This window comes from Streptomyces tauricus, assembly GCF_014650955.1.
Taxonomy (GTDB): domain Bacteria; phylum Actinomycetota; class Actinomycetes; order Streptomycetales; family Streptomycetaceae; genus Streptomyces; species Streptomyces tauricus.
Genome location: NZ_BMVY01000041.1, coordinates 24,219 through 50,582 on the forward strand (window position 1 = coordinate 24,219; position 26,364 = coordinate 50,582).

At 70.7% G+C, this 26,364-nt stretch carries 20 protein-coding genes; 17 read left to right on the plus strand and 3 right to left on the minus strand.

Going from position 1 to position 26,364, the window contains the following annotated elements:
* Positions 1-138: 138 nt before the first annotated feature.
* Positions 139-1,206, minus strand: coding sequence for a LacI family DNA-binding transcriptional regulator (locus tag IE278_RS36470; RefSeq protein WP_189779105.1), 1,068 nt, complete (start codon positions 1,204-1,206; stop codon positions 139-141).
* A 246-nt stretch (positions 1,207-1,452) separates the two neighbouring features.
* Between IE278_RS36470 and IE278_RS36475 the strand changes: the two genes are divergently transcribed.
* The 8 genes from IE278_RS36475 (at position 1,453) to IE278_RS36510 (ending at position 13,494) form a co-directional block, all read left to right on the plus strand.
* On the plus strand, positions 1,453-2,736 hold the full coding sequence (locus IE278_RS36475; RefSeq protein WP_189779173.1) for an ABC transporter substrate-binding protein: 1,284 nt from the start codon (positions 1,453-1,455) through the stop codon (positions 2,734-2,736).
* Positions 2,737-2,741: 5 nt separating this feature from the next.
* Positions 2,742-3,644, plus strand: coding sequence for a carbohydrate ABC transporter permease (locus tag IE278_RS36480; protein WP_189779107.1), 903 nt, complete (start codon positions 2,742-2,744; stop codon positions 3,642-3,644).
* Positions 3,641-4,561 (plus strand): carbohydrate ABC transporter permease, encoded by a 921-nt coding sequence (locus IE278_RS36485; RefSeq protein WP_373312187.1) that lies wholly within the window; start codon positions 3,641-3,643, stop codon positions 4,559-4,561. Before IE278_RS36480 ends, IE278_RS36485 begins: the two co-directional genes overlap by 4 nt.
* Positions 4,562-4,785: 224 nt before the next feature.
* Positions 4,786-6,024 carry a glycoside hydrolase 5 family protein gene (locus IE278_RS36490; protein ID WP_189779110.1) on the plus strand — a complete coding sequence of 413 codons (1,239 nt, stop codon included), beginning with the start codon at positions 4,786-4,788 and terminating at the stop codon, positions 6,022-6,024.
* Between the two features lie 92 nt (positions 6,025-6,116).
* Positions 6,117-8,153: an endo-beta-N-acetylglucosaminidase gene (locus tag IE278_RS36495; RefSeq protein WP_189779112.1), complete on the plus strand. Its 2,037-nt coding sequence runs from the start codon at positions 6,117-6,119 to the stop codon at positions 8,151-8,153.
* A gap of 65 nt (positions 8,154-8,218) precedes the next feature.
* Complete coding sequence (locus IE278_RS36500; protein ID WP_189779114.1) at positions 8,219-11,236, plus strand: alpha-mannosidase; 3,018 nt, start codon at positions 8,219-8,221, stop codon at positions 11,234-11,236.
* Positions 11,237-11,686: 450 nt separating this feature from the next.
* A complete protein-coding gene (locus tag IE278_RS36505; protein WP_189779116.1) occupies positions 11,687-12,547 on the plus strand; it encodes a helix-turn-helix transcriptional regulator in 861 nt (286 codons plus the stop codon).
* Between the two features lie 152 nt (positions 12,548-12,699).
* Positions 12,700-13,494 (plus strand): SDR family oxidoreductase, encoded by a 795-nt coding sequence (locus IE278_RS36510; RefSeq protein ID WP_189779118.1) that lies wholly within the window; start codon positions 12,700-12,702, stop codon positions 13,492-13,494.
* 143 nt (positions 13,495-13,637) lie between these two features.
* Here the strand turns inward: IE278_RS36510 and IE278_RS36515 are convergent, their stop codons facing one another.
* Positions 13,638-14,384, minus strand: a complete 747-nt coding sequence (locus tag IE278_RS36515; RefSeq protein WP_246571257.1) for a FadR/GntR family transcriptional regulator — start codon at positions 14,382-14,384, stop codon at positions 13,638-13,640.
* A 175-nt stretch (positions 14,385-14,559) separates the two neighbouring features.
* Between IE278_RS36515 and IE278_RS36520 the strand changes: the two genes are divergently transcribed.
* The 8 genes from IE278_RS36520 to IE278_RS36555 all read left to right on the plus strand — a co-directional run bounded on the left by IE278_RS36520 (position 14,560) and on the right by IE278_RS36555 (position 22,616).
* Positions 14,560-15,642, plus strand: coding sequence for a sugar ABC transporter substrate-binding protein (locus tag IE278_RS36520; protein ID WP_189779119.1), 1,083 nt, complete (start codon positions 14,560-14,562; stop codon positions 15,640-15,642).
* Positions 15,639-17,144 (plus strand): sugar ABC transporter ATP-binding protein, encoded by a 1,506-nt coding sequence (locus tag IE278_RS36525; protein WP_189779121.1) that lies wholly within the window; start codon positions 15,639-15,641, stop codon positions 17,142-17,144. The genes IE278_RS36520 and IE278_RS36525 overlap by 4 nt, the downstream gene beginning before the upstream one ends.
* Entirely contained in the window at positions 17,137-18,174 is a 1,038-nt protein-coding gene (locus tag IE278_RS36530) for an ABC transporter permease (protein ID WP_189779123.1), read from the plus strand. Before IE278_RS36525 ends, IE278_RS36530 begins: the two co-directional genes overlap by 8 nt.
* A 144-nt stretch (positions 18,175-18,318) precedes the next feature.
* On the plus strand, positions 18,319-19,689 hold the full coding sequence (locus tag IE278_RS36535; RefSeq protein ID WP_246571260.1) for an L-fuconate dehydratase: 1,371 nt from the start codon (positions 18,319-18,321) through the stop codon (positions 19,687-19,689).
* A complete protein-coding gene (locus tag IE278_RS36540; RefSeq protein WP_189779125.1) occupies positions 19,686-20,441 on the plus strand; it encodes an SDR family NAD(P)-dependent oxidoreductase in 756 nt (251 codons plus the stop codon). The genes IE278_RS36535 and IE278_RS36540 overlap by 4 nt, the downstream gene beginning before the upstream one ends.
* Before the next feature lie 5 nt (positions 20,442-20,446).
* Entirely contained in the window at positions 20,447-21,439 is a 993-nt protein-coding gene (locus IE278_RS36545; protein WP_189779127.1) for an aldo/keto reductase, read from the plus strand.
* The gene (locus IE278_RS36550; protein ID WP_189779129.1) at positions 21,436-21,750 is read left to right on the plus strand and encodes an L-rhamnose mutarotase; all 315 of its coding nucleotides are present in this window, start codon (positions 21,436-21,438) and stop codon (positions 21,748-21,750) included. Before IE278_RS36545 ends, IE278_RS36550 begins: the two co-directional genes overlap by 4 nt.
* A complete protein-coding gene (locus tag IE278_RS36555; protein ID WP_246571263.1) occupies positions 21,747-22,616 on the plus strand; it encodes an amidohydrolase family protein in 870 nt (289 codons plus the stop codon). The genes IE278_RS36550 and IE278_RS36555 overlap by 4 nt, the downstream gene beginning before the upstream one ends.
* An 80-nt stretch (positions 22,617-22,696) precedes the next feature.
* On the opposite strand, the gene IE278_RS36560 is transcribed toward IE278_RS36555, so the two are convergent.
* A complete protein-coding gene (locus IE278_RS36560) occupies positions 22,697-24,103 on the minus strand; it encodes a lipase maturation factor family protein (protein WP_189779131.1) in 1,407 nt (468 codons plus the stop codon).
* Positions 24,104-24,254: 151 nt separating this feature from the next.
* On the opposite strand from IE278_RS36560, the gene IE278_RS36565 reads away from it, so the two are divergent.
* A complete protein-coding gene (locus IE278_RS36565; protein WP_189779133.1) occupies positions 24,255-26,333 on the plus strand; it encodes a SpoIIE family protein phosphatase in 2,079 nt (692 codons plus the stop codon).
* Positions 26,334-26,364 lie beyond the last annotated feature (31 nt).

The window sequence follows — 26,364 nt, forward strand, 5'->3', positions numbered from 1 at the left end:
ACCCCCACCCCCTAGGGGCGCGGGGAACTGCGCGCTCAGCCCCAGCCCACCCGCACAAAACACAGACGCACACCCCCGGCAGGGGCCAAGTGGGGGCACCCGTCGCAAGCGACAACCGCCCCCACCCCCCCACCCCGCTCAAGCCCCGCAGGGCCCGCAGGGCCCCGTGCTGTCCCGTTCGATCAACCCCGGCACAGGCACCCCCACAGCCCGCGCGGGCCCCCCGTCCAGCAGCGACGTCAACTCCACCGCCGCCGTGCGCCCGAAAGCGACCGTGTCCCGCGACAGCGCCGACAGCCACGGCTTCACCATGCGGCACAGCGCCGAGTCCTCCCAGGCCACGACGGACACGTCACCCGGTACCGAGAAGCCCAGCTCCGTCGCGGCGGCGACCCCGGCGACGGCCATCACGTCGTTGTCGTAGACCAGTGCCGTCGGCGGCGAGCCACCCCCCAGCACGCCACCCTCCAGGACGCGGCGCGTGACAGCAGCCCCCTCCGCGTCGGAGTAGTCCGTGGTCACGGAGCACACCTCCGCGAGCCCGCGCCGCTCCGCCTCGGCCCGCAGCGTACGGATCCGCCGCTCCGTGTGCGCGAGCCCGGGCAGCCCCGCGATGTGCACGATCCGCCGGTGCCCCAGCTCGTACAGCCGCCCCACGACGGACGCCATCGCGCCCGCGTCGTCCGCCCAGACCGTGGACAGACCGGGATGCCGGGCGTCCGGCGCCCCGCCGATGACCACCGCCGGCAGCCCCAGCTCGTCGAGCAGGTCGGGGCGCGCGTCGTCGGTCCGCGGATCGACGACCAGTACTCCGTCCACGCGGTGCTCGGCCCACCAGCGCCGGTACACCGCGCACTCGTCGTCGACGTCCTCGACCACCTGGAAGAGCAGCCCGAGGTGACGTTCCGCCAGCACCTCCTGTATGCCCGAGATGAGCTGCAGGAAGAACGAGTCCACCCCGAGGGTGTCCGCGGGCCTCGCCAGGACGAGACCGACCGTCGCCGTGCCCTCGCCGGACAGCTGGCGGGCCGCGGTGCTGGGCCGCCAGCCCAGCTGTTCGGCGACCCGCCGCACCCGGTCCCGGGTGATCTCGGAGACCCCGGGCCGGTCGTTGAGCGCGAACGAGACCGCGCTCTCGGAGACCCCGGCGCGCTGCGCGATGTCCTTCATCGTCGGCCGGCGCGCGGGAGACCGCTTGGCTGGCAACCTTGCTCCCCACTTCATTGCGGCACTGCTCAAAGCCGCTGTGCACTAAAGCGCTTGAGTCAGGTCACTCTAAAGCGCATTAGTGATCCGCTGCAAGTAGTGCCGCATGGCCTCTCTCACCTGGGCTTATGTCCAACTAATGAATTTAGCGAGGCGGAATCCATTGACTTCTCCGCCGCGCAGGATGCAAGGTCTGCCCGTCACCCCTGACCCACACCGTCGCAAAGGAGCCCGGTCACCGTGCGCATGCCTCGCAGAGCACTCGCCGCCGCTGTCGTCGCCCTGGTCCTGCCGCTCAGCGCCTGCGGCTCCGGGGGTGACGACAGCGGTTCCACGGACGCCTCCGGCAAGGTCGAGGGCGACATCACCTTCCAGACCTGGAACCTGAGGGCGAACTTCAAGCCCTACTTCGAGGGCCTGGTCGCGGACTTCGAGAAGAAGTACCCCGGTACGAACGTGAAGTGGGTCGACCAGCCCGCCGAGGGCTACGCCGACAAGATCAGCGCCGACGCGGCCGGCGGCACCCTGCCCGATGTCGTGAACGTCTCCCCCGACCTCGTCGCCCCGCTCGCCAAGGCGGGCCTCGCGCTCGACCTCGACAAGGCCGCCGCGAAGTACAAGAAGGAGTACCTGCCGGGTGCGTGGGCCAGCCACGAGATACCGGGCACGGAGGGCACGTACGCCTTCCCGTGGTACCTGAACACCGGCCCGCTCTTCTACAACAAGTCGCTGTTCAAGGAGGCCGGCCTGGACGCCTCGAAGCCGCCGAAGACGTACGACGAACTCTTCGACAACGCCCTTGAGCTGGCCGACAAGAGCGACGGCAAGGTCGCCACCCTGGCGAACGTGCCCACCATCGAGGACTTCGGCCGCTACGGCGTCGAGCTGATGAACAAGGAGGGCACGGGCTTCGCCTTCAACGACGCCAAGGGTGTGGAACTCCTCACCAGGTACAAGGAGTTGTACGACGCCAAGGCTCTGGACTCGCAGGCGCTGACCGCCACCCCCGAGTCGTCCGGCAAGAAGTTCCTCACCGGGGCCGTCGCCATGAACCCGGGCAGCGCCCTGGACCTCGGCAACTTCAAGAAGCAGGCGCCGAACCTCTACAAGAACATCGGCATCACCGACCAGATCACCAGCACCGGCAAGGTCAACATGTACGTCATGGGCGTGATGGTGAACGCGCAGACCAAGCGGAAGCCCGCCGCCGTCGCCTTCGCGCACTTCGTCACCGACGCGCAGAACCAGATGTCGTTCGCCAAGAAGGTCGCGATCTTCCCGAGCACGGCCGGTTCGCTCGACGACCCGTACTTCACCAAGGAGGACGGGACCGACGAGACCCGCGTGCGGATTGCCGCCGCCAAGTCCCTGAAGAACGCCGTCAACTACACGCCGGTGCTGTTCAGCGAGCAGATGAAGACCGAACTGCGCAACTCCGTCGCCAAGGCGCTGCAGGGCAAGGTGAGCCCCGAGGAAGCTCTCGACAACGCTGTCAAGGCGTGTGACCGCCTGCTCCAGCAGCAGGGCTGACCGACATGACGAGTCCTTCCAGTACCACTGCCGCCCGCGTCCGGCGCCAACTGCCGACCAGCCCTTGGCTGTTCGCCGCCCCCGGACTGCTGGTCGTGGGGATCTTCATCCTCTATCCGTTCGTCTCGACCGTGGTCAACGCCTTCACCGACCGCCGGACCCTGATCCCCGGCGAGTTCGTGGGCCTGGCCAACTTCCGGGAGCTGCTGCACGACGAGATGTTCTGGATCGGCCTGCGCAACAGCACGCTGTACGTCGTCGGGGTCGTCCCCGCGCTCGTCCTGCTGCCCCTGCTGCTCGCGCTCCTCGTCCAGAAGAACATCCCCGGCATCGCCTTCTTCCGGTCGGCCTTCTACACCCCGGTCGTCGCCTCCATCGTCGTGGTGGGCCTCATCTGGGTGTGGCTGCTCGACGAACGCGGCCTGGTGAACTCGCTGCTGGAGGCGATCGGCGTCGGCAGGGTCGGCTTCCTGAGCGACCAGTGGCTGCTCCTGGGGAGCGCCATGGCCGTCACGGTCTGGAAGGGCCTCGGCTACTACATGATCATTTACCTGGCCGCGCTCGCCAACGTGCCGCGCGAGCTGCACGAGGCCGCGGCCGTGGACGGCGCGGGCGCGGTCCGCCGCTTCCTCACCGTCACCGTGCCCGCCGTCCGCTCCACGATGGTGCTGGTCGGCGCGCTCTCCTCGGTCGCCGCCTTCAAGGTGTTCTCCGAGGTGTACCTGATGGCAGGGCCCGACGGCGGCCCCGCGGGCGAGGACACCACGCTCGTGATGCTCGTCCAGCGCACCGGCACCGGTCTCACGGGCCGGGTCGGTTACGCCTCCGCCATCTCCGTCGTCGTCTTCGTCGTCACCGTCGCGCTGATGCTGCTCGTGCTCCGCGCCGACCGGAAGGAGGACGCGTGAGTATCGCCGAGAAGAGCCGCGAGACAGTGCCGGCCGCCGTGGACGTGCCCCGCCGCCGGCGCGGGAAGCGCGTCACCGACGAGCACGGCAAGCACGTACGGGTCTGGGAACTCGCCCTGCGCTACCTGCTGTTGCTGGCCGTCCTGGCCCTCACCGTCGGGCCGTTCCTGTGGCAGCTGTCCACCTCGCTGAAGGGGCCGACCGAGGACATCTTCAGCTCGCCGCCCAAGTTCCTGCCCGGCGAACCGACCCTGCACAACTACGACCGGGTCGCCCAGACCATTCCGGTCTGGGACTACGCCTTCAACTCCCTCAAGGTCGCCACCGCCAACGTCGTCACGAACTGCGTCGGCGCGGCGCTCGCGGGCTACGCGCTGGCCCGGCTGCGCTACCGCGGCCGCAAGGTGGCCACGCTCGTGTTCATCCTGGCGATGCTCGTGCCCGTGGAGGGCATCATCATCGCCCAGTTCACGACCATGCGTGAGCTGGGCCTGAACAACACGCTCATCGGGGTGGTGCTCCCCGGGTGCATCGGCGCGATGAACGTGCTGCTGATGAGGAACGCGTTCCTCAATCTGCCGTACGAGATCGAGGAGGCGGCCTTCGTCGACGGCGCGAACACCTGGCAGCGGTTCCTGCGGATCGCGCTGCCCTCGGTGAAGGGCACCCTCGCCGTCGTCGCGATCTTCGCCTTCATGGGCGCCTGGGACGACTTCCTGTGGCCGCTGATCGTGCTCAGCGACCCGGACAAGTTCACCCTGACCATCGGTCTCAACTATCTGCACGGCACCTTCGCCAACGACGAACGGCTCGTCGCGGCGGGCACGATCATCGCGGTGGCGCCGCTGATCGCCCTCTTCGCCTGCCTCCAGCGGTACTTCTTCCGCGGGGTCGGCGAGGGAGCGGTGAAGGGGTGAGGTCCGCGGCCACCGACCGCGAGCTGTGCGAACCACGCGCGGTGACCGGTCGCCTGCCCCTGAAGGGCGGCGGCCGTGTCGCGGGGTGGCCGCCGGCAAGGGGCGCCCTGCGCCGATAGCAGCCCGTTGTCAGGGGCTGTTCGCCGTCGAGGGCACCCCCGATGGCGAACAGCCCGCACACCCCCCCCACGTACGCACCACAGAAACAGGACTAGGACTCCCGGATGTCTTCTGCCGTGCGCTTCGGCGTCAACTACACCCCGAGTGAAGGGTGGTTCCATCACTGGCTCGACTTCGATCTCGACTCCGTGCGCGCCGACCTCGACTCGATCGCCGCACTCGGCCTCGACCACATACGGGTCTTTCCGATCTGGCCCTATTTCCAGCCGAACCGCTCGCTGATCCGCCCGCGTGCCGTGGAACAGCTCGTCGCTCTCGCGGACGCCGCCGCCGAACGGGGTATGGACGTCAACGTGGACGGACTGCAAGGTCACTTGTCGAGCTTCGACTTCCTGCCCGCCTGGACGCAGACCTGGCACCGGCGCAACCTCTTCACCGACCCCGAGGTCGTCGAAGGGCAGGCCGAGTATCTGCGGACCCTCGCCGCCGCCCTCGCCGACCGGCCCAACTTCATCGGCATGACCGTCGGCAACGAGATCAACCAGTTCTCGGCGGGCCCCCACCCGGACCCCGACCGCACGACGGCCGGCCTGATCGACACCTGGCTGGAGCGGATGCTCACCGCCTGCGAGAAGGGCGCGCCCGGCAAGCTGCACCTGCACGCGGAGTACGACGCGGCCTGGTACCAGGACGACATGCCGTTCACCCCGGCCCAGGCCGCACGGCGCGGTGCGGTCACCGCCGTCCACTCGTGGGTCTTCAACGGCACGGCCCAGCGGCACGGCCGTACCGGCGTCGCGACCGAACACCACGCCGCCTACCTGATCGAGCTGAGCAAGGCCTGGGCCGACGACCCGGCGCGCCCGGTCTGGCTCCAGGAGGTCGGCGCGCCCGCGCCGCTGGTCCCCGCCGAGCACGCCGCCGCCTTCACCGAGGCGACCGTCGCGAACGCCCTGGACTGCCCGGACCTCTGGGGCATCACCTGGTGGTGCTCCCACGACGTGTCCCGGGATCTCGTCGACTTCCCCGAACTCGAATACGGGCTCGGGCTGTTGAGCAACGACCGCCGCCCCAAGGCCAGCGCGCGGGCGCTGGCCCGGGCGGCCGGGGCGGCCCGCGAGCACCCCTCCGCGCCCAAGGTCCGTACCACCGCGCTCGTCGTCCCCGACGACCCCGCCGGCCGCTCCGTCTGCGCGCCGGGCGGACCGGTGTTCGAGGCGTTCTTCCGGCTCACCGCCGACGGCGCCCGACCGACCACCGTCCTCGCGTCCCGCGCGAGCGACGGGGAGCACCTCACGGCACGAGGCATCACCGAAGTCGTCACCCCGGATCAGCTTCCGTAGTCCCGCGGATTCGGTGGTTCCCGGATTCGGTGGTCCCTCAGGTTCCGTGACCCCCACAGGAAACAAGAACTCCCACAAGGAGGCACTTGCTCGTGAACCCCACCAGACGCACCGTCCTGCTCGTCGCCGGCACCGGGGCGGCCGCCGCCCTGCTCCCGGCAGGACCGGCCGCCGCCGGTCAGGAGGCCGCGGCCGGTCCCACCGCCGCCTCGGCGCTCCAGCCGTACGCCTCCTACTGGTACCCGGACTCCTTCCCCTCGGGCTCTCCGGGCGCGGGCATCACCTGGCGCAGCCTGAAGGCGTGGAGCGCCGCCACCGACGCCGACCTGGCCTTCAACACGGCGTCCGTGCGGCTCGCCGAGCGGTTCACCCCGACCCCGGTGAACACGACGGCCCGCGCGGGACAGGCCCGTATCCAGTCGCTGGTCTCCTTCGGGCCCACCGCGAGCAACCCCTCGCAGGGCGCGGCCACCGCCGACTACTACGCGCTCACCCACTGGAGTTACGTCGACGAACTGGTCTTCTGGGGAGGTTCCTCCGGCGAGGGCCTGATCCTCGCGCCGAACGCGCCGATCGTGGACGCCGCCCACCGGCACGGCGTACCCGTCCTCGGCAATGTGTTCCTGCCGCCCGCCGCGTACGGCGGCCAGCTGCAGTGGACCCGCGACCTGGTGCAGAAGGACGCGGCGGGGCACTATCCGCTGGCGGCCCAGCTCGTCGCGGTCGCCGAGGCGTACGGCTTCGACGGCTGGTTCGTCAACGCCGAGACGGGCGGCGGGAACGCGGCGCTCGCCACCGACATGCTCGGCTTCCTCACTGAGCTGAAGGCGCTCAGCAAGGCCAAGGGGCAGCGCGTCACCTGGTACGACTCCATGACCGTGAACGGCTCGGTGAGCTGGCAGGGCGCCCTCAACAACCAGAACAGGGTGTTCTTCCAGGCCGCGGACACGATGTTCATCGACTTCCGCTGGTCGGCGAGCAGCCTGGCCTCCTCCGGCACGAACGCCCAGCAGATCGGCCGCAGCCGTTACGAGCTGTGGGCGGGCGTCGACGTCGAGGCCAACGGCTGGAACCGCTCCGTGAACTGGGACGCCATGGTGCCCAGCGGCTCGGCGCACGTCGTCTCGGTGGGCTTCTACCGGCCCGAGTGGACCCGCAACCACCTGCCCGCCACCCGCACACCCGGCGACTTCCACGCCGCCGACGACCGCTTCTGGAGCGGGCGTTCACTAGATCCGGCCCGCCCCGACAGCACGGACACCTGGCGGGCGCCCGCCGTCGCCGTCGCCGACCGCTCGACCGTCACCGGGCTGCCCTTCGCGAGCACCTTCAACACCGGGCACGGACTGCGCTGGTACGAGGACGGCGAGGTCACGTCGACGGCCCAGTGGAACCACCTCGGTCTCCAGGACCGGCTGCCGTCCCGCCGCTGGGTCACGCGGACGACGGGCCGGCGTCCCGCCGTCACCTTCGACTTCGCGGACGCGTGGCGCGGCGGCAGCAGCGTCCTGGTCGACGGCACCCTGACCGCGCCCACCACCCTTGACCTCTACTCGACCCGCCTCCCGGCCGGCGAGGACACGGTCGTCGAACTGACCCACCGGGTCGATGCGGGGACCGTCACCGTCGAACTGGCCGTCGCCACCGCCGAGCCGTCCGGCCCCGGGCAGCCGTACACGTACACGTACTTCCCGGTGACCGCCGGTGACGGCTGGGAGACCTCGACCGTACGGCTGACCGGTCTGCCGGCCGGCGGCGCGGTGCACGCCCTCGGGGTCAGGCTCACCGGGACCGGGGGCGCCGTGAAATGGAGGCTCGGCGCGGTGGCCGTACGCGATCAGGACGCCCAGGCCCCGGCCACGCCCGCCGACGCGCGTATCACTGCCGCCTCCGGAGGCGATCTGCGTCTCGCCTGGCGCGCGGGCACCGGCGGCGGCGTACGCCACTACACGCTGCACCGGGTGCTGCCCGACGGCACCCGGCGCTTCCTCGGCGGAACCGCTCAGCAGGCCTTCTTCGTTGGAGGACTGACACCCGAAGGAGGCGAGGCGGCGACGAGGTTCGAATTGCGGGCCGTTGGGGAGCTTTACACCGCGTCGGCCCCCGCGACCCTGACCCACACCTGGTGACCGCCGACCACCGGTACCACCGGTAACAGCAACAACCCGCACAACGGAGTTACGGAGCACCCCACATGCATGACGACCGCGGCCTGGTCGAAGCCCGCCTCAAGCGCGTGCTCGACGAGCGCATACGACCCGCCGTGTACCCCGAGTCCCTGCCGCTGGAAGTGGCGGTGTGGAACGCGCCCGGCGAGCCGGTGCCTGTCGAGGAGGGGCTGGCGGCCACGCCGTCTCCGGTGGCGGTCGGCGACAGGTGGGGTGCTCCCTGGGGCACCAGCTGGTTCCGGGTCACGGGGACCGTGCCCGAGGAGTGGGCCGGGAAGACCGTCGAGGCGCTCCTCGACCTCGGCTTCGACGAGAACATGCCCGGCTTCCAGTGCGAGGGCCTCGTCTACCGCCCCGACGGGACCCCCGTGAAGGGCCTGAACCCGCGCAACCAGTGGGTACGGATCGGTGCGCCCGTCGCCGGCGGCGAGGAGGTGCGCCTGCACATCGAGGCCGCCTCGAACCCCGTCATCCTCGACTACCACCCCTTCCTGCCGACCCAGCTGGGCGACAAGGAGACGGCCGGCAGCGAGCCGCAGTACAAGCTGGCGCGGATGGATCTCGCCGTCCTCGACGAGACGGTGTGGCAGCTCGTCATCGACCTGGAGGTCCTCGGCGAGCTGATGGCCGAGCTGCCGGTCGAGTCCGCGCGCCGCTGGGACATCCTGCGGGCGGTGGAGAAGGCGCTCGACGCCGTCGACCTGCAGAACGTCGGCGCCACGGCTGCCGCCGCCCGCGCCCAGCTGGAAGCGGTGCTGGCGGCTCCCGCCGTCCCCTCCGCCCACCGCATCAGCGCGGTCGGCCACGCGCACATCGACTCGGCGTGGCTGTGGCCGCTGCGCGAGACCGTCCGCAAGGTCGCCAGGACCACCTCCAACATGACCGCACTCCTGGAGGACGAGCCGGACTTCGTCTTCGCCATGTCGCAGGCCCAGCAGTGGGCCTGGGTGAAGGAGCACCGGCCCGAGGTGTGGACCCGGGTGAAGAAGGCGGTCGCCGACGGACGGTTCGTGCCCACCGGGGGCATGTGGGTCGAGTCGGACACCAACATGCCCGGTTCGGAGGCCATGGCCCGGCAGTTCGTGCACGGCAAGCGGTTCTTCATCGACGAGTTCGGTGTCGACAACGACGAGGCCTGGCTGCCCGACACCTTCGGCTTCGCCGCCGGACTGCCGCAGATCATCAAGGCGGCCGGTTCCAAATGGCTGCTCACCCAGAAGATCTCCTGGTCGCAGACCAACAAGTTCCCGCACCACACCTTCCAGTGGGAGGGCATCGACGGCACGCGGATCTTCACGCACTTCCCGCCCGTCGACACGTACAACTGCTCGATGAAGGGGAGCGAGATCGCCCACGCGGCGAACAACTTCAAGGACAAGGGCGTCGCCCGGCACTCCCTCGCCCCGACCGGCTGGGGCGACGGAGGCGGCGGCACGACCCGCGAGATGGTCGCCAAGGCGGCCCGGCTGCGGGACCTCGAAGGCTCGGCGACCGTGGTCTGGGAGGCGCCGGAGAAGTTCTTCGAGAAGGCGGAGGCCGAGTACCCGAACGCGCCGGTCTGGGTCGGTGAGCTGTACCTGGAGCTGCACCGCGCCACCCTCACCAGCCAGGCCAAGACCAAGCAGGGCAACCGCCGCAGCGAACACCTGCTGCGCGAGGCGGAACTGTGGGCGGCGACCGCGGCGGTCAGGACGAAGTTCGCCTACCCGCACGAGGAGTTGGACCGGCTCTGGAAGACGGTGTTGCTCCACCAGTTCCACGACATCCTGCCCGGCTCGTCGATCGCCTGGGTGCACCGCGAGGCCCGTAAGACCTACGAGGCGGTCGCCGAAGAACTGAACGGCATCATCGACGCCGCGCAGCGCGCCCTTGTCGGTGAGGGCACGACCACCCTCGCCTTCAACTCCGCGCCGCACACCCGCGACGGGGTTCCCGCCGGTGGTGCGCGGACCCCGGCCGTCGGCGGCGAGTGCACGCTCGTGCCGCGCACGGACGGCGGCTTCGTGCTCGACAACGGCTGTCTGCGGATCGAGATCGACGAGCGCGGGCTCGTGGTCAGCGCGTTCGACCTCGCCGCGGACCGGGAGACGCTCGCGCCCGGCGAGGCGGCGAACCTGCTGCAGATCCACCCCGACTTCCCGAACATGTGGGACGCGTGGGACGTCGACGAGTTCTACCGCAACACGGTCACCGACCTGGTCGAGGCCGACGAGGTGGCCCCCGGCGACGACGGGGTCTCGGTCCGGATCGTACGGAGCTTCGGGGCGTCCAAGGTCACGCAGGTGCTGTCGCTCGCGCCGGGGGAGTGGCGGCTCGACATCGCCACCGAGGTCGACTGGCACGAGACGGAGAAGTTCCTGAAGATGGCGTTCCCGCTCGACGTGCACGCCGAGCGGTACGCGTCCGAGACGCAGTTCGGGCACTTCTTCCGGCCGACGCACACCAACACGTCGTGGGAGGCGGCCAAGTTCGAGGCGTGCAACCACCGGTTCGTCCACATGGAGGAGCCGGGGTGGGGTGTCGCCGTGGTGAACGACTCCACTTACGGCCACGACGTGACGCGTACGGTGCGTGAGGACGGCGGTACGACCACGACGGTCCGGGTCTCGCTGCTGCGTGCCCCGCGCTTCCCCGACCCGGAGACGGACCAGGGTGTGCACCGGTTCCGGCACGCGCTGGTGCCGGGGGCCGCGATCGGGGACGCGGTGCGGGAGGGGTGGCGGATCAATCTGCCCCAGCGGAAGGTGGCCGGCGGGGCGTCGGAGGTCGCGCCGCTGGTGACGGTCGCGCAGGACGCGGTGGTGGTCACCGCGCTGAAACTGGCCGACGACGGTAGCGGTGACGTGGTCGTCCGCTTCCACGAGTCCCGTGGTGGGCGCAGCCAGGCGACTCTGACGGCGGGCTTCGACGTCGAGTCGGTGACGGTGACGGACCTGCTGGAGCGCCCGCTTCCGGCTGCCGCCGGTCCGGAGCGGGACGGCAACCGCCTCACGCTGAAGCTCCGCCCGTTCGAACTCGTGACGCTGCGGCTGAAGCGCGCGTAAGTTTTCGAGGGGCGCGGACACACTGCGGTGACCCGCGCCCCTCACACCACGACTGCACGCGCGGGCGCGCCGTGGTTGCCCGCGCAGTTCCCCGCGCCCCCGCGAAGCCCGATTTCGTCTGCGGGCGGATCGTGGGCACCCGCGCAGTTCCCCGCGCCCCCAAGAAGGCCGGTTTCGTGTGCGGGCGCGCCGTGGTTGCCCGCGCCAGGAAGCGTGCGCCCCGGCTTGCGTGTCTTTAGGGGCGCGGGGAACTGCGCGGGTGACCACGGCAGGCCCGCAGATGTGGACTGGGGCCCAGGCCTCGTCTTTTAGGGGCGCGGGGAACTGCGCGGGCAACCACGGCGGACCCGCAGATGTGAACTGGGGCCCAGTCTTCGTCCTCAGGGGCGCGGGGAACTGCGCGACAAGGCCCACCGGGCCCGCCGCTGTGCGGCGGATTACCATGAGGTGATGGCCGCCACGATCAATGTGCGTACCGAGATCCAGGAGTTCCTGCGATCACGCCGCTCCCGCATCACACCCGACAAGGCAGGCCTCCCCACCTACGGAGGCAACCGCCGCGTCAAGGGCCTGCGCCGCGAGGAAGTAGCCCTCCTCGCAGGAGTGTCGGTCGACTACTACGTGCGTATGGAGCGCGGCGCCCTGGCCGGTACCTCCGAGGGCGTGCTCGACGCGCTCGCCTCGGTCCTGCAACTGGACGACGCGGAGCGCGACCACCTGTTCCACCTCGCGCGCCAGTCCGGGGCGCCCACCGGTCGACGCCGCCCCAGGCCCACGGCGACAGTGCGCCCGGCCCTGCAACAAGTACTCGACGCCATGACCGACGCACCGGCATGGATCCGCAACGGCCGCCACGACGTCCTCGCCATGAACCGACTCGGCCGAGCCCTGTACTCACCGGTGCTGGCAGACCCCCGACGCCCCGCCAACACCGTGCGGTTCGTGTACCTGAATCCCGACGCCGCCAAGGCGTTCTTCGTCGACTACGACCAGATCACCCGCAATGCGGCCGCGACACTGCGCATGGAAATCGGGCGCGATCCGCACGACGAGGAACTCGTCGACCTGGTCGGCGAATTGTCGGCGGGCAGTGAGCTCTTCCGGCAGCAGTGGGCATCGCAGGACGTGCGCCTGCACGGACACGGGAGCAAGCGGGTGAACCATCCGGTGGCCGGCCGGCTCGACCTGGACTTCGAGTCCATGGATCTGCCCACCGACCCCGGCCTGCAGCTGAACGTCTACACCGCACCCGCGGACGGGCCGACCGCCGGCAATCTGGCCCTGTTGGCGTCGTGGGCGTCCGGGTCCTGAGGGAGGCCCTCGCAGTACCTGTATCACCAGGGACTCACGGGCGTCCCGGAAGGCTGCCTAATCTCGTACCGGCTCCCGGCCGAACACGAATTCAGCGAGAGCCGGACGACCGATAGCCCGGAGCATCTCTGATGCGGCGAGAAAGACGGCAAGTGGCAGACAACCAATTCACCACGCACACAGAACTCTTCGATCTGCGGGGAAAGCGCGCGCTCGTCACCGGTGGCACCAGAGGAATCGGCATGATGATCGCGCGTGGCCTTCTCCAGGCGGGCGCCCACGTGGTCATCAGCTCACGCAACGCGGACGCGTGCGCTCAGGCGCAGGAACAGCTGTCCGCGTTCGGTGAGGTGCGGGCCGTCCCCGCCGACCTGTCCCGCCACGACGAGTGCCGGCGACTGTCCGACCTCGTCACGGCCGACTCGGAGCGTCTCGACATCCTCGTCAACAACGCGGGCGCCCTGTGGGACGAGCCGCTGGAGACGTTCCCGGACGAGGCCTGGGACACGGTCGTCGACCTCAACCTGAAGTCGCCGTTCTGGCTGGTCCAGGCGCTGCTGCCGGCACTTCGCAAGGCGGGCACCGCCGACGACCCCGCGCGGATCATCAACATCGGCAGCATCGCCGCCATCCACATCCCCCAGCGGCCCAACTACTCGTACTCCAGCAGCAAGGCCGCACTGCATCAACTCACCAGGGTGCTCGCCAAGGAGCTGGGACCGCAGCACGTCACGGTGAACGCCGTGGCGCCGGGACCGTTCCCGTCGGCGATGATGGCCGCGACCCTCGACGAGTTCGGCGAGGTGATCGCGGCGTCGGCCCCACTGCGCCGGATCGGCCGCGACGACGACATGGCGGGCGTCGCCGTGTTCCTCGCAAGCCGGGCGGGCGCATATCTGACGGGCACCGTGATCCCCGTCGACGGCGGCATCGCCACCACCGCGTAGCCGCGCGGGCCGCCCGAGTCGCCCCAGCCGCCCGGGCCACCCAGGCCTCCTGGGTCAGGCCCAGTCGGCCCAGTGGCGTCGGCGCAGTGGGGTCAGCGCAGTGGCATCAGCCCAGCGGTGAAGCCGGTCGGCTGAGGCGACCTCTACGGCTGGATCTGGCTCCGGAGCCATTCCTCCACCTCGCCCACATGCGCCGCCGCGGCCGCCCGAGCCGCCTCCGGATCGTGCGCGACCAGCGCCCGGTGGATGGCGGCGTGTTCCCGCCGCGTCCGCTCGAACGCCCCCTCCTCCTGATACCCCCGCCACACCCGCGCCCGGAACGTCCGTGAGGACAGCCCGTCCAGGATCGCCGCCATCGTCTCGTTGCCCGCGGCGCCCGCGATGACCCGGTGGAACGCCAGGTCGTGGGAGAGGATCTCCTCCGGGTCGTCCGTGGCGTTCATGGCCGTCAGGTGCTTCTCCACCTCGGCCAGCTGGTCCGCGGTGATCCGCGCGGCGGCCAGCGCCGTCGCCGTCGACTCCAGGATCCGGCGGACTTCGAGCAGTTCGACCAGACGCGGGCCGCGGGACAGATCCGCGACCACCCCGAAGGTCTCCAGCAGGTCCCCGGCCTCCAGCTGCGTGACGTAGATCCCGGACCCGTGCCGGGCCTCGAGCACGCCCAGCACCGTGAGCGCCCGGATCGCCTCGCGCATGGAACTGCGCGAGATACCGAGCTGCGCGGCCAGATCGCGCTCGGTCGGCAGCCGCGCGCCCGGCTCCAGACGGCCCTCGCCGATCATCGCCTTGATCCGGTCGATGGCGCGCTGTGTCACGGTCCCCTTCTGGGGGGCCGGAGCCGGTGCAGCAGCCGGGGCCGTCGTCGCCGCCTCGGGCAGGCTCTCGTCCACGCCATGTCCTCCTGTCGCCGGGTGCGCCGCAGTCTAACCACTCAGGTGGTCGGACCACTACGCGCAAAAACAGCGAAAATCACGGCCGAGGGGTGTTGTCGGAGCGAAGTGGTCTGATAAATATGCGTGGCACCTGCTCGATCACGCTTGATCACGCTCAATGAGGAGCCGATAGATGGCCGGCAGAACTGTGCGGTACAGGAACGGGCGAAACGCCTCGCGAGCGATGGGTGCGACGGCCGCGGCCGTCTGCGCCGCCCTCGCGCTCACGGCGTGCGGCAGCACCAAGGACACCGTCGACTCCGGTGGTGGCAAAGGCGACGGGAGCGGCAAGGTCGGGGTCATCCTGCCCCTGCTGACCTCGCCGTTCTGGCAGTCGTACAACGACTACGTGCCCAAGATGGCGAAGTCCGAGGACGTCGACGCGCTCAAGACCGTCAACTCCAACAGTGACCCCTCGCAGCAGATCACGGACATCAACAACCAGCTCAACCAGGGTGTGAAGGGCCTCGTCGTGGCCCCCCTGGACAGCGCCGCGATCTCCGCGGGCCTCGACCAGGCCGAACGCAAGGGCGTGCCCGTGGTCGCCGTCGACGTGGCGCCCGAGAAGGGCAAGGTCGCGATGGTCGTCCGCGCCGACAACGTCGCGTACGGGCAGAAGGCCTGTGAGTACCTCGGCGAGCAGATCCCCTCCGGCAAGGTCGTGCAGATCATGGGCGACCTCGCCTCGGTCAACGGCCGGGACCGCTCCGAGGCCTTCCGCACCTGCGTGAAGGAGAAGTTCCCGAAGCTGAAGGTCCTGGAGATCCCCGCCAAGTGGGAGTCCGACACCGCGGCCTCCAAGCTGGACACCCTCCTGAACGCCAACCCCGACATCAAGGGCATCTACATGCAGGCGGGCGGCGTCTACCTCGCGCCCACCCTGCAGACCCTCAAGTCCAAGGGGCTGCTGAAGAAGGCCGGCGAGAAGGGCCACATCTCGATCGTCTCGAACGACGGCATCCCGCAGGAGTACGACGCGATCCGCAAGGGCCAGATCGACGCCACCGTCTCGCAGCCGGCCGACCTCTACGCCAAGTACGGCATGTACTACATCAAGGCGGCGATGGCGGGGAAGACGTTCAAGCCGGGTCCGACCGACCACGACTCGGAGATCGTCAAGCTGCCCAGCGGCATCCTCGAGGACCAGCTGACCGCGCCGCTGGTGACCAAGGAGAACGTCGACGACCCCGAGCTGTGGGGCAACACGGTCAAATGAGCACACCACCACTCGTTGAGGCGCGGGGCATCGCCAAGCGGTACGGCCCCACCGTCGCGCTCGCCGACGGTCGACTCACCGTGCACGCGGGCGAGTCCCACGCCCTCGTCGGCCGCAACGGCGCGGGCAAGTCCACCCTCGTCACCGTCCTGACCGGACTCCAGGCACCCGACGAGGGCACGGTCCGCTTCGACGGCGCGCCCGCGCCCGCGCTGACCGACCGGGACGCCTGGCGCCGCAAGGTGGCCTGCGTCTACCAGAAGCCCACCGTGGTACCGGAGTTGACGGTCGCCGAGAACCTCTTCATCAACCGGCAGCCGCAGGGCCGCGGCGGCTTCATCAGCTGGCGCCGGCTGCGGAGCGAGGCCGCCGAGGTGCTGGACACCTGGGACGTGCGGGTCGACCCCGAGGCGCGGACCGCCGACCTCAAGGTCGAGGACCGCCAAATGGTGGAGATCGCACGGGCGTTGAGCTTCGGCGCGCGGTTCATCGTCCTCGACGAGCCGACCGCCCAGCTCGACAACCGGGAGATCGAGCGACTCTTCACGAGGATGCGCGCACTGCAGGAATCCGGCGTCACCTTCCTCTTCATCTCGCACCACCTCCAGGAGGTGTACGAGGTCTGCCAGACCGTGACGGTCCTGCGCGACGCCCGCTGGATCACCACGGCGCCGGTGGCGGACCTGCCGCGGGCCGCCCTCGTCGAGGCCATGGCGGGGGAGTCCATCGCCGCCGTGGAGGAGAAGGCCGCCCGCGGGGAGGTGGCCGCCGGAGCGCCCGTCGTCCTCGAAGCGCACGGGCTGACGTCGGACGCGTACGAGAGTGTCGATCTGACCGTGCGCGGCGGAGAGGTCGTCGGGCTCGCCGGGTCCAGCGGCAGCGGCAAGATCGAGCTGGCCGAGTCCTTCACGGGACTGCACTCACCGACCGGCGGAAAAGCCCAACTGGACGGCAGGACACTGCCGTTCGGCGATGTGACGGCGGCGCTGCGGGCCGGTGTCGGCTGCGTACCGCGTGACCGGCACGGCCAGGGGCTGGTCTTCGGGATGACCGTCGGCGACAACGCCACCATGAGCGTCCTGGACCGCCTCGGCCGGTACGGATTCGTCGGCACCGACCGCAAGCGGGGCGTCGCCGACGAGCTGATCGACCGCCTCGACATCCACACCGAGGGGCCCGACCAGCCCGTGTCCGACCTCTCCGGCGGCAACGCCCAGAAGGTCGTCATGGCCCGGGCCCTCGCCTCCGACCCCCGGCTGCTGGTCCTGATCAACCCCACCGCGGGCGTCGACGTGAAGTCCAAGGAGTCCCTGCTCTCGCGCATGGACTCGGCCCGCGACGACGGCACCGCCGTCCTCGTCGTCTCCGACGAACTCGACGACCTGCGCCGCTGCGACCGGGTCCTCGTCCTCTTCCACGGCCGTGTCGTCGCCGAGCACCCGGCGGGCTGGCGTGACCACGAGCTGATCGCCTCCATCGAAGGAGTGGACCACCATGGCTGACACGAAGGCCCCGTCGGCCTCGGCCCCCACCCCCCTGCGACCACTGCGGAGCAAGGCCGACGCCAAGGCCGTACTCCTGCGCAGGGCGCGCGAACTCGCCCTCGTACCTGCCCTGTTGCTGCTGCTGGTGCTCGGCGCGTTCGTCAACGACGCCTTCCTCACCGAGCAGAACATCATCTCCATCCTGGGCGCCTCGGCGGCCCTCGCGATGGTGGTGCTCGCCGAGTCGCTGGTGCTCATCACCGGCAAGTTCGACCTGTCCCTGGAGTCGGTCGTCGGGATCGCGCCCGCCGTCGGCGCGCTGTTGCTGCTGCCCGCCGCGCAGTCCGGCTGGGGTACGGAGCTGCCCGCCGGAGTCGCGCTGCTCGCGATCCTCGTCGTCGGCGCGATCATCGGCGGGTTCAACGGCTTCCTCGTCGTGAAGCTCAAGCTCAACGCGTTCATCGTGACGCTGGCGATGCTGATCATCCTGCGCGGTCTGCTCGTCGGCGCGACCGAGGGCAAGACGCTCTTCGGGATGCCCGACGCCTTCTACACCCTGGCCACCACCACCTTCCTGACCGTGCCGATCTCGGTGTGGCTGGCGGCGGCGGCGTTCGGAGTCGCCGGATTCGTCCTCAAGTACCACCGCTGGGGACGGGCCCTGTACGCGATCGGCGGCAACCCGGACGCGGCGCGCGCGGCCGGTATCCGGGTCGAGCGCGTCATGCTCGGCGTGTTCGTCGTCGCGGGGACGCTGGCCGCGGTCGGCGGGCTGATGCAGACCGGCTATGTCGGCGCGATCAACGCCAACCAGGGCCAGAACATGATCTTCACGGTGTTCGCCGCCGCGGTGATCGGGGGGATCAGCCTCGACGGGGGCAAGGGCACGATGTTCGGGGCCCTCACGGGAGTTCTCCTTCTTGGAGTGGTCCAGAACCTGCTGACCCTCGCGCAGGTGCCGTCCTTCTGGATCCAGGCCATCTACGGGGGGATCATCCTCGTCGCTCTGATGATCGCCCGGGTGACCACCGGCCGGGCGCAGGACTGAGCGTGGTGTGCACCTGCGGGTGCGTTGTGGTTGGCCGCGCCCACGCGGAGCCGCACATCGTTACAGCCCCGCGCCCCTGACGGGGCGCCCTGGTGCGCCGGATCTCGACAGTCCGCCCCTTGTCCCTGACTGAAAGGCACCTCTGTGTCCTCATCCGCCGCCTCCCGCATCACCGCGGTCGACACCTACGACATCCGTTTTCCCACCTCGCGGGAGCTCGACGGGTCCGACGCCATGAACCCGGATCCCGACTACTCGGCCGCGTACGTCGTCCTGCGTACGGACGGGGACGATTCGGCCGCCGACCCGGACGGGCACGGATTCACCTTCACCATCGGGCGGGGCAACGATGTCCAGGTCGCCGCGATCGAGGCGCTGCGCCCGCACATCCTCGGGCGGTCGGTCGACGAGCTGTGCGCGGACCCGGGATCGCTCGCCCGCGACCTCACGGGCGACAGCCAACTGCGCTGGCTCGGGCCCGAGAAGGGCGTGATGCACATGGCGATCGGTGCCGTCGTCAACGCCGTCTGGGACCTCGCCGCCAAGCGCGCAGGCAAGCCCCTGTGGCAGCTCCTCGCCGACGCCACCCCCGAATGGCTCGTCGCCCAGGTGGACTTCCGGTACATCGCGGACGTCCTCACCCCCGAGGACGCGCTCCGGCTGCTGCGCAAGGGCAGGGAGGGCGCGGCGGAACGTACCGCCCTGCTGAAGGAGCGCGGCTTCCCCGGCTACACCACCTCGCCCGGCTGGCTGGGCTACTCCGACGAGAAGCTGACCCGGCTGGCCCGCCAGGCCGTCGCCGACGGCTTCACCCAGATCAAGCTGAAGGTCGGCGCGGACCTCGCGGACGACGTCCGGCGCTGCCGGGTGGCCAGAGCCGTCGTCGGGCCCGGCATCCGGATCGCGATCGACGCCAACCAGCGGTGGAACGTCGACGAGGCGATCGAGTGGACCAAGGCGCTGACCGAGTTCGACCCGTACTGGATCGAGGAGCCCACCAGCCCCGACGACATCCTCGGCCACGCCGCGATCCGCGAGGCCGTCGCACCGGTCAAGGTCGCCACCGGAGAGCACGTGCAGAACCGGATCGTCTTCAAACAGCTGCTCCAGGCGGGCGCGATCGACGTCCTGCAGATCGACGCGGCCCGGGTCGGCGGCGTCAACGAGAACCTGGCGATCCTGCTCCTCGCGGCCAAGTTCGGCGTCCCCGTCTGCCCGCACGCCGGCGGTGTCGGACTGTGCGAACTCGTCCAGCACCTCTCGATGTTCGACTACGTGGCACTCTCCGGCACGACCGAGAACCGGGTGATCGAGTACGTCGACCATCTGCACGACCACTTCCTCGATCCGGTGGTGATCGGAGAGGGTCGGTACAGGGCACCCACCCTGCCGGGTTTCTCGGCGACCATGCGGCCGGAGTCCATCGCCGAGTTCACCTTCCCCGGCGGCACGTTCTGGGCCGCCGACCTCGACCGGCAGCAGACCGAGCAGAATCAGAAGGAGCAGGCGGCATGAGTGACTTCGAGGGACTCAAGGCGCTGGTGACGGGCGGCGCCTCCGGCATCGGCCGGGCCACGGCGGAACTCCTCGCCGCCCGCGGCGCCCAGGTCGCCGTGCTCGACCTGGACCCGGAGGGCGTACAGAAACCCCTGCTCGGCTATCAGGCCGACGTCGGCGACGACGAGTCCGTGCGCCGGGCCGTCGCCGCGGCGGTCGCCGACCTCGGCGGTCTGGACGTGCTGGTCAACAACGCGGGCATCGGCGCCCAGGGCACCGTCGAGGACAACGACGACGAGGACTGGCACCGCGTCATGAACGTCAACGTCGTCGGCATGGTGCGTACGTCCAGGGCGGCCCTGCCGCACCTGCGGAAGTCCTCGCACGCCGCCGTCGTGAACACCTGCTCCATCGCGGCCACCGCGGGCCTCCCGCAGCGCGCCCTGTACTCCGCGTCCAAGGGCGCCGTCCTGTCGCTGACCCTCGCCATGGCCGCCGACCACATCCGTGAGGGCATCCGCGTCAACTGCGTGAACCCCGGCACGGCCGACACCCCGTGGGTCGGCCGCCTCCTGGACGCCGCGCCCGACCCGGCCGCCGAACGGGCCGCGCTGGAGGCCCGCCAGCCCACCGGACGCCTCGTCTCCGCCGACGAAGTCGCGGGCGCCATCGCCTACTTGGCGAGCCCGCTGTCGGGCGCCACCACCGGCACGGCCCTCGCGGTCGACGGCGGCATGCAGGGGCTGCGGCTGCGCCCGGCGGGGCGGTGACCGGCATGCGGACCCGGACACTCGGCCACGGTTCCGTCGGCGTCACCGCGCTCGCCCTCGGCGCCGCCGGGATCGGCAGCCTCTACAGCGAGGTCCCCGAGGAGCAGGCGTACGAGACGGTGAACGCCGCCTGGGACGCGGGCATCCGCTACTTCGACACCGCGCCCCACTACGGCATAGGCCACTCCGAACGACGCCTCGGCGCGGCCCTGCGCGGGCGCCCCCGGTCGGCGTACACCGTCTCCACCAAGGTGGGCCGCCGTCTGGAGCCCACCGACGCGGGCGGCACGGACCTGGCCAACGGTTTCGCGGTGCCCGCCACGCACCGCCGGGTGTGGGACTTCAGCGCCGACGGGATACGCCGGACCCTGGACGCCAGCCTGGAGCGGCTGGGCCTCGACCGGGTGGACGTCGTCTACCTCCACGACCCGGACGACCACGGCGAGGAGGCCTTCCGGGAGGGGTATCCGGCGCTGGAGAAACTGCGGTCGGAGGGCGTGGTGGGCGCGATAGGCGCGGGCATGAACCAGGCCGAGATGCTCACCCGGTTCGTCCGCGACACGGACGTCGACGTGGTGCTCTGCGCCGGCCGCTACACGCTGCTCGACCAGCGGGCGCTCACCGACCTGCTGCCGGCCGCCCAGGAGCGCGGCACGTCCGTCGTCATCGGCGGCGCCTTCAACTCCGGTCTGCTGGCCGACCCGAGGCCCGGAGCGCGCTACAACTACGCCGCCGCCCCGGCGGAGTTGCTGGACAGGGCGCTGGCCCTCAAGGCGGCGGCGGACCGGCACGGCACCACCCTGCGGGCGGCGGCCCTCGCCTTCTGCGCGGCCCACCCGGCGGTCGCGGCCGTACTCGTCGGCGCCCGCTCGCCCCACGAAGTCCGTGACTGCGCCGCCCAGTTCACGGCGGACGTGCCCGCGAGCCTGTGGCAGGAGCTGCGGGAGACGGGCCTCCTGCCCGCCGAAGCTCCCGTCCCGTCCGAGGAGCCGTCATGAGAGTCGCCCTGCACACCAAGGTCCGCGAGGACCGCATCGCCGCGTACGAGGCCGCCCACCGCGAGGTCCCGGAGGAACTCACGGACGCGATCCGCGCGGCCGGCGCGACCTCCTGGACGATCTGGCGCAGCGGCCCCGACCTCTTCCACCTCCTGGAGTGCGAGGACTACGCGCGCCTGCTCGCCGAACTCGAGAAGCTGCCCGTGAACATCGCCTGGCAGTCCCGGATGGCCGAGCTGCTGGACGTGGTCCACGACTACTCGGCCGAGGGCTCGCGGGCAGGGCTGCCGGTCGTCTGGGAGCTGCCGTGACGGTCCACACGGGCACCGTCGACGCCCACCACCACGTCTGGGACCTGTCCGTACGGGACCAGGACTGGATCGTCGGCCCCGAACTCGCACCGCTGAGACGGAACTTCACCGTCCAGGACCTGGAGGCGGAGGCGCGTGCCGCGGGGGTCCACCGGACCGTCCTCGTACAGACGGTCACGGTGGCGGAGGAGACCCCGGAGTTCCTGACCCTCGCGGACGAGCACGACCTGATCGGCGGGGTCGTGGGCTGGACGGACCTCACCCGCCCTGACGTGGCGGACGAGCTGGCCCGACTGCGCGAGCTGCCGGGCGGCCGGTGTCTGAGGGGCATCCGCCACCAGGTCCAGGGCGAACCCGACCCGGAGTGGCTGCTGCGCCCGGACGTCCGCCGGGGACTGGGCGCGGTGGCGGCGGCCGGGCTCGTGTACGACCTGGTGGTGCTTCCCCACCAGCTTCCGGCCTGTGTCCGGGCGGCCGCCGCACTGCCCGGTCTCACCTTCGTCCTCGACCACTTGGGGAAACCGCCCATCGCCTCGGGCGAACTGGAGCCGTGGGCCACCCACTTCAGGGCGCTCGCCGCGCTGCCGAACACGGTGTGCAAGCTGTCGGGCATGGTGACGGAGACGGACCTGACGCGGCGGCGCTCGCCGCAGGCACGGCGGCGGGAGATGCTGCCCTACGCGGACACCGCGCTGGACGCCTTCGGCCCGGGGCGCCTCATGTTCGGCTCCGACTGGCCGGTGTGCACGCTCGCGACGACGTACGGCGGAGTCGCGTTCATGGCCGACGGTCTCACCCTGGGCCTGAGCGGCGACGAACGCGCCCAGGTCTTCGAGGGCACGGCCACGCGCGTCTACCGACTCTGAGCCCAGGGCTCCAGGAGTCCGGGGACCCAGGCGTCCAGGGCTCCAGGGCACCAGAGTCCTGGGCTCCAGAGCCCCGGGCTCTAGGAGTCCAGCCGCGTCGGCGGCAGGAACTCCCGTACATACGTCCGCTCCCAGCACGCGCCCGTCCTGCGCAGCTCCCGCCAGGTCGTGTACCGGTAGCGGTAGAGGCGGGCCCGGACGTAGTGGGGCGGGGCGTCCGGTGGGAACGGTGAGCGGCGCAGGAGGCGCAGCGTGTCGCGGTCGTTCGCCAGGAGCCGTTCCACGAGACCGCCGAACCACGGCTCGGCGTACGCGGGGGAGAGCGCGGCGAACCACATCATCCAGTCGAGCCGCAGATGGTAGGGCGCGAACTGCCGGGGCCACCGCCGAGGATCGCCCGGCTTGCCCCGGAACTCGTACTCCAGCCAGTCTCCGTCCTCCCGAGGTGCCGGGTCGGCCGTCCCCTCGACCACCACCTCGTACCGGATCCGGCTGACGCTGCCGAACGCCCCGTACGTGTTCACCAGGTGCAGCGGGTCGAAGGAGCGGTTCATGGTCTGGCGGCGGGAGAGCATGTTGCGGACCGGCCCGTGGCTGAGGAAGACGATCAGTGCCGCGGCCGACAGGACCACGATCTCGTACCAGAGCGGGGTGCCGGGGACCTCCGGGGCCGTGCCGGGCAGGGCCAGGGCCGGCACGGCGAGCACGATCGTGATCCAGTTCAGCCAGGAGAAGTTGCCGGACAGGACCAGCCACAGCTGGGTGACGATCATCAGGGCCGCGGCGGCCGTGGCGACCGGCTGCGGGGCGAACAGCAGGAACGGCACGACGAGTTGGGTGACGTGGTTGGCGGCCACCTCGGCCCGGTGGATCGGCTTCGGGAGGCGGTGGAAGAACCAGCTCAGCGGACCCGGCATCGGCTGGGTCTCGTGGTGGTGGTCGAGGCAGGTGAGCTTGCGCCAGCAGGCGTCGCCGCGCATCTTGATCAGGCCGGCGCCGAACTCCACGCGGAACAGGAGCCAGCGCAGCAGGAAGAGCACCACGACGGGTGGCGCGATCTCGTCGTTGCCGAGGAACACCGCGACGAAGCCGGTCTCCAGGAGCAGGGACTCCCAGCCGAAGCCGTACCAGGTCTGGCCGACGTTCACGATCGACAGGTACATGACCCAGGGGACCAGCCAGAGCAGCATGGCGCCCCACAGCGGCAGCCGGTTGTCCAGGCCCAGGACGAGTGCCAGCGACACCGCGCAGCCCGTCCAGGCCCAGGCCGCGAAGAAGCGGTCGGAGCAGTGGAGGTGGAACACGCTCGGCGCCCGGCGGAACGGCACCCGGGCCACGAACCGGGACACCGGCAGCATGCCGCGCTCGCCGATCAGCGCGCGGAACTGGAGAGCCGCGCCCAGGAACGCGACGAGATAGACCACCGCCAGCGCCCGCTGGAAGACCAGCCGGCCGGTCCAGTACTCAGGGGCGGTGGACCACTCCACGCCGACCGCTCCCTTCCCTCTTGTTCCCCTCGCCCTTCGTATGCGTTCCTCGTGCGCCCTCTCATGGTCACGCGGGGCGGCTCCGTCCGCGGGGCGACCAGGTTATGTCCTACGAGTCGAGGATTCGGGTAAACCCTGACAAGGTGGGCTCATGGTTGATCGGGGTGAGAGCGCTCTGTCACTCCCGGACGACTGGCCCGCCCAACCGGATCCGATTCTGACGCTCAACCGCATGGGCAGCTTCGACTGGGACCTGGACACCGGTCTCATGCGGATGGACGCGCTGGCCCACGAGATCTTCGACGTGCTCCCCGAGGAGTACGCCGACCGTCCGGAGAACCTGGCCTCGCGCGTGCCGCCGGACGAGGGCCACCGCCTGGACACGCACGTCTCCCAGTCCCTCAAGGACGGCAGCGAGAACTACGGGGCGTACTTCCGCATCCGCCGCCGGGACGGCACCCTGCGCTGGACCCACACCCAGGGCTACATCCAGCGCGACGCGACCGGCCGGCCGCGCCGCATCATCGGCATCGTCCGTGACGCCACCCGGGAACTGAGCGAGGCCCAGGACCGCCGCGAGAAGGCCGCCCTGGACATCGAGGCCCGCCGCCGGCAGACGAACGTCGTACAGATCACCACGGCGGCCCTCGCCCACGCCCGCACGGTCCAGGACGTCATCGACGTCCTGAAGAACAACCAGGGCGTCACCCACCTGGGCGCGACCAGCCTCGTCATGGGCCTCGTCGAGGCCGGCCGCATCCGGCTGGTCGCGGAGGGCCCCAAGGGCAGCTTCGTGCCCGGCACCCTGGTCACCGGCATCGACGAGCAGTACCCGATGAGCGAGGTCGTGCGCACCCTCACCCCGCGCTTCATCGAGTCGCCGGAGGAGTTCGCCCGGCGCTATCCGCTGCTGTGGCCGCACATCACCGAACTCGACATCACCTCGGCGGCCTATCTGCCCCTCATCGCGCAGGCCAGGCCCATCGGGGCCATGGGGCTGCTCTACAACGACCGGCGCGGCTTCTCCGCACAGGATCGCAACGTCCTCGTCGCCCTCGGCAGCAGCATCGCGCAGAGCCTGCAGCGCGCCATGTTCTACGAGCAGGAGAAGGACCTCGCCCAGGGGCTCCAGCAGGCCATGCTGCCGCGCACGATCCCCCGCGTCCCCGGCGCCGACGTCGCCGTGCGCTACCGCTCCGGCTCCCTGGGCCGCGAGATCGGCGGCGACTGGTACGACGTGATCCCGCTGCCCGGCGGCCGGGTCGGAGCGGTCATCGGGGACGTCCAGGGACACGACACGCACGCCGCCGCCGTCATGGGCCAGCTGCGGATCGTCCTGCGCGCCTACGCGGCCGAGGGCCACACCCCGGCGACCGTCATGGCCCGCGCCTCCCTCTTCCTGCACGAACTCGACACCGACCGCTTCGCGACCTGTCTGTACGCGGAGGCCGACCTGGCCACCGGAGTCGTCCAGGTCGTCCGGGCCGGCCACATCGACCCGCTGGTCCGCCACACGGACGGCAGCTGCCACCGGCTCGCCGTCGCGGGTGGCCTGCCGCTCGGCCTGTCCGCCGAGTTCGGGCGCCTCGAATACCCGGTCGACACCCTGGAGCTCGACCCCGGGCAGACGCTGCTCCTGTGCACCGACGGCCTGGTCGAACAGCCGGGGATCGACCTCGACGACGGCATGCGGACCCTGCGCGCACTCGTCGCCGCGGGGCCCGACGACGTCCGCGACCTGGCCGACCGGCTCATCGACGTCGCGGAGGAACGCGGCGGCGAGGACGACGTGGCGCTGCTCCTGCTCCGCCGGGTGGCGAAGGACGCGCGGCGCCCCGGCGGGCGGGTCCAGCAGCACGTGGGGCCCGGGGACCCCGAGGCGCTCACCGAGGCCCGGCACATGGTCCGGGCCGCCGTACGGGCCTGGGGCGCCCGGGAACGCGCCGACGAGATCGAGCTGATCGCCGACGAGCTGATCACCAACGCCCTCATGCACACGGAGGGCGCCGCCGTAGTGACCTTGAGGGCGCTCACCGGGCCGGACCGCCGGATCCGCGTCGAGGTCGAGGACGCGTCCAGCGCGCTGCCCCGGCGCCGCGAGGCGGGGGAGTCCGGCGTCTCGGGCCGGGGTCTCCTGCTGGTGGACAGGCTGGCGGACGTGTGGGGCGTGGAGGCCCGGGGCGGCGGCAAGTGCGTGTGGTGCGAGTTCCTGGTGCCGGAACGGGAGTGAAGGGGCCGGGGCCCGTGGGTGTGCAATGCGG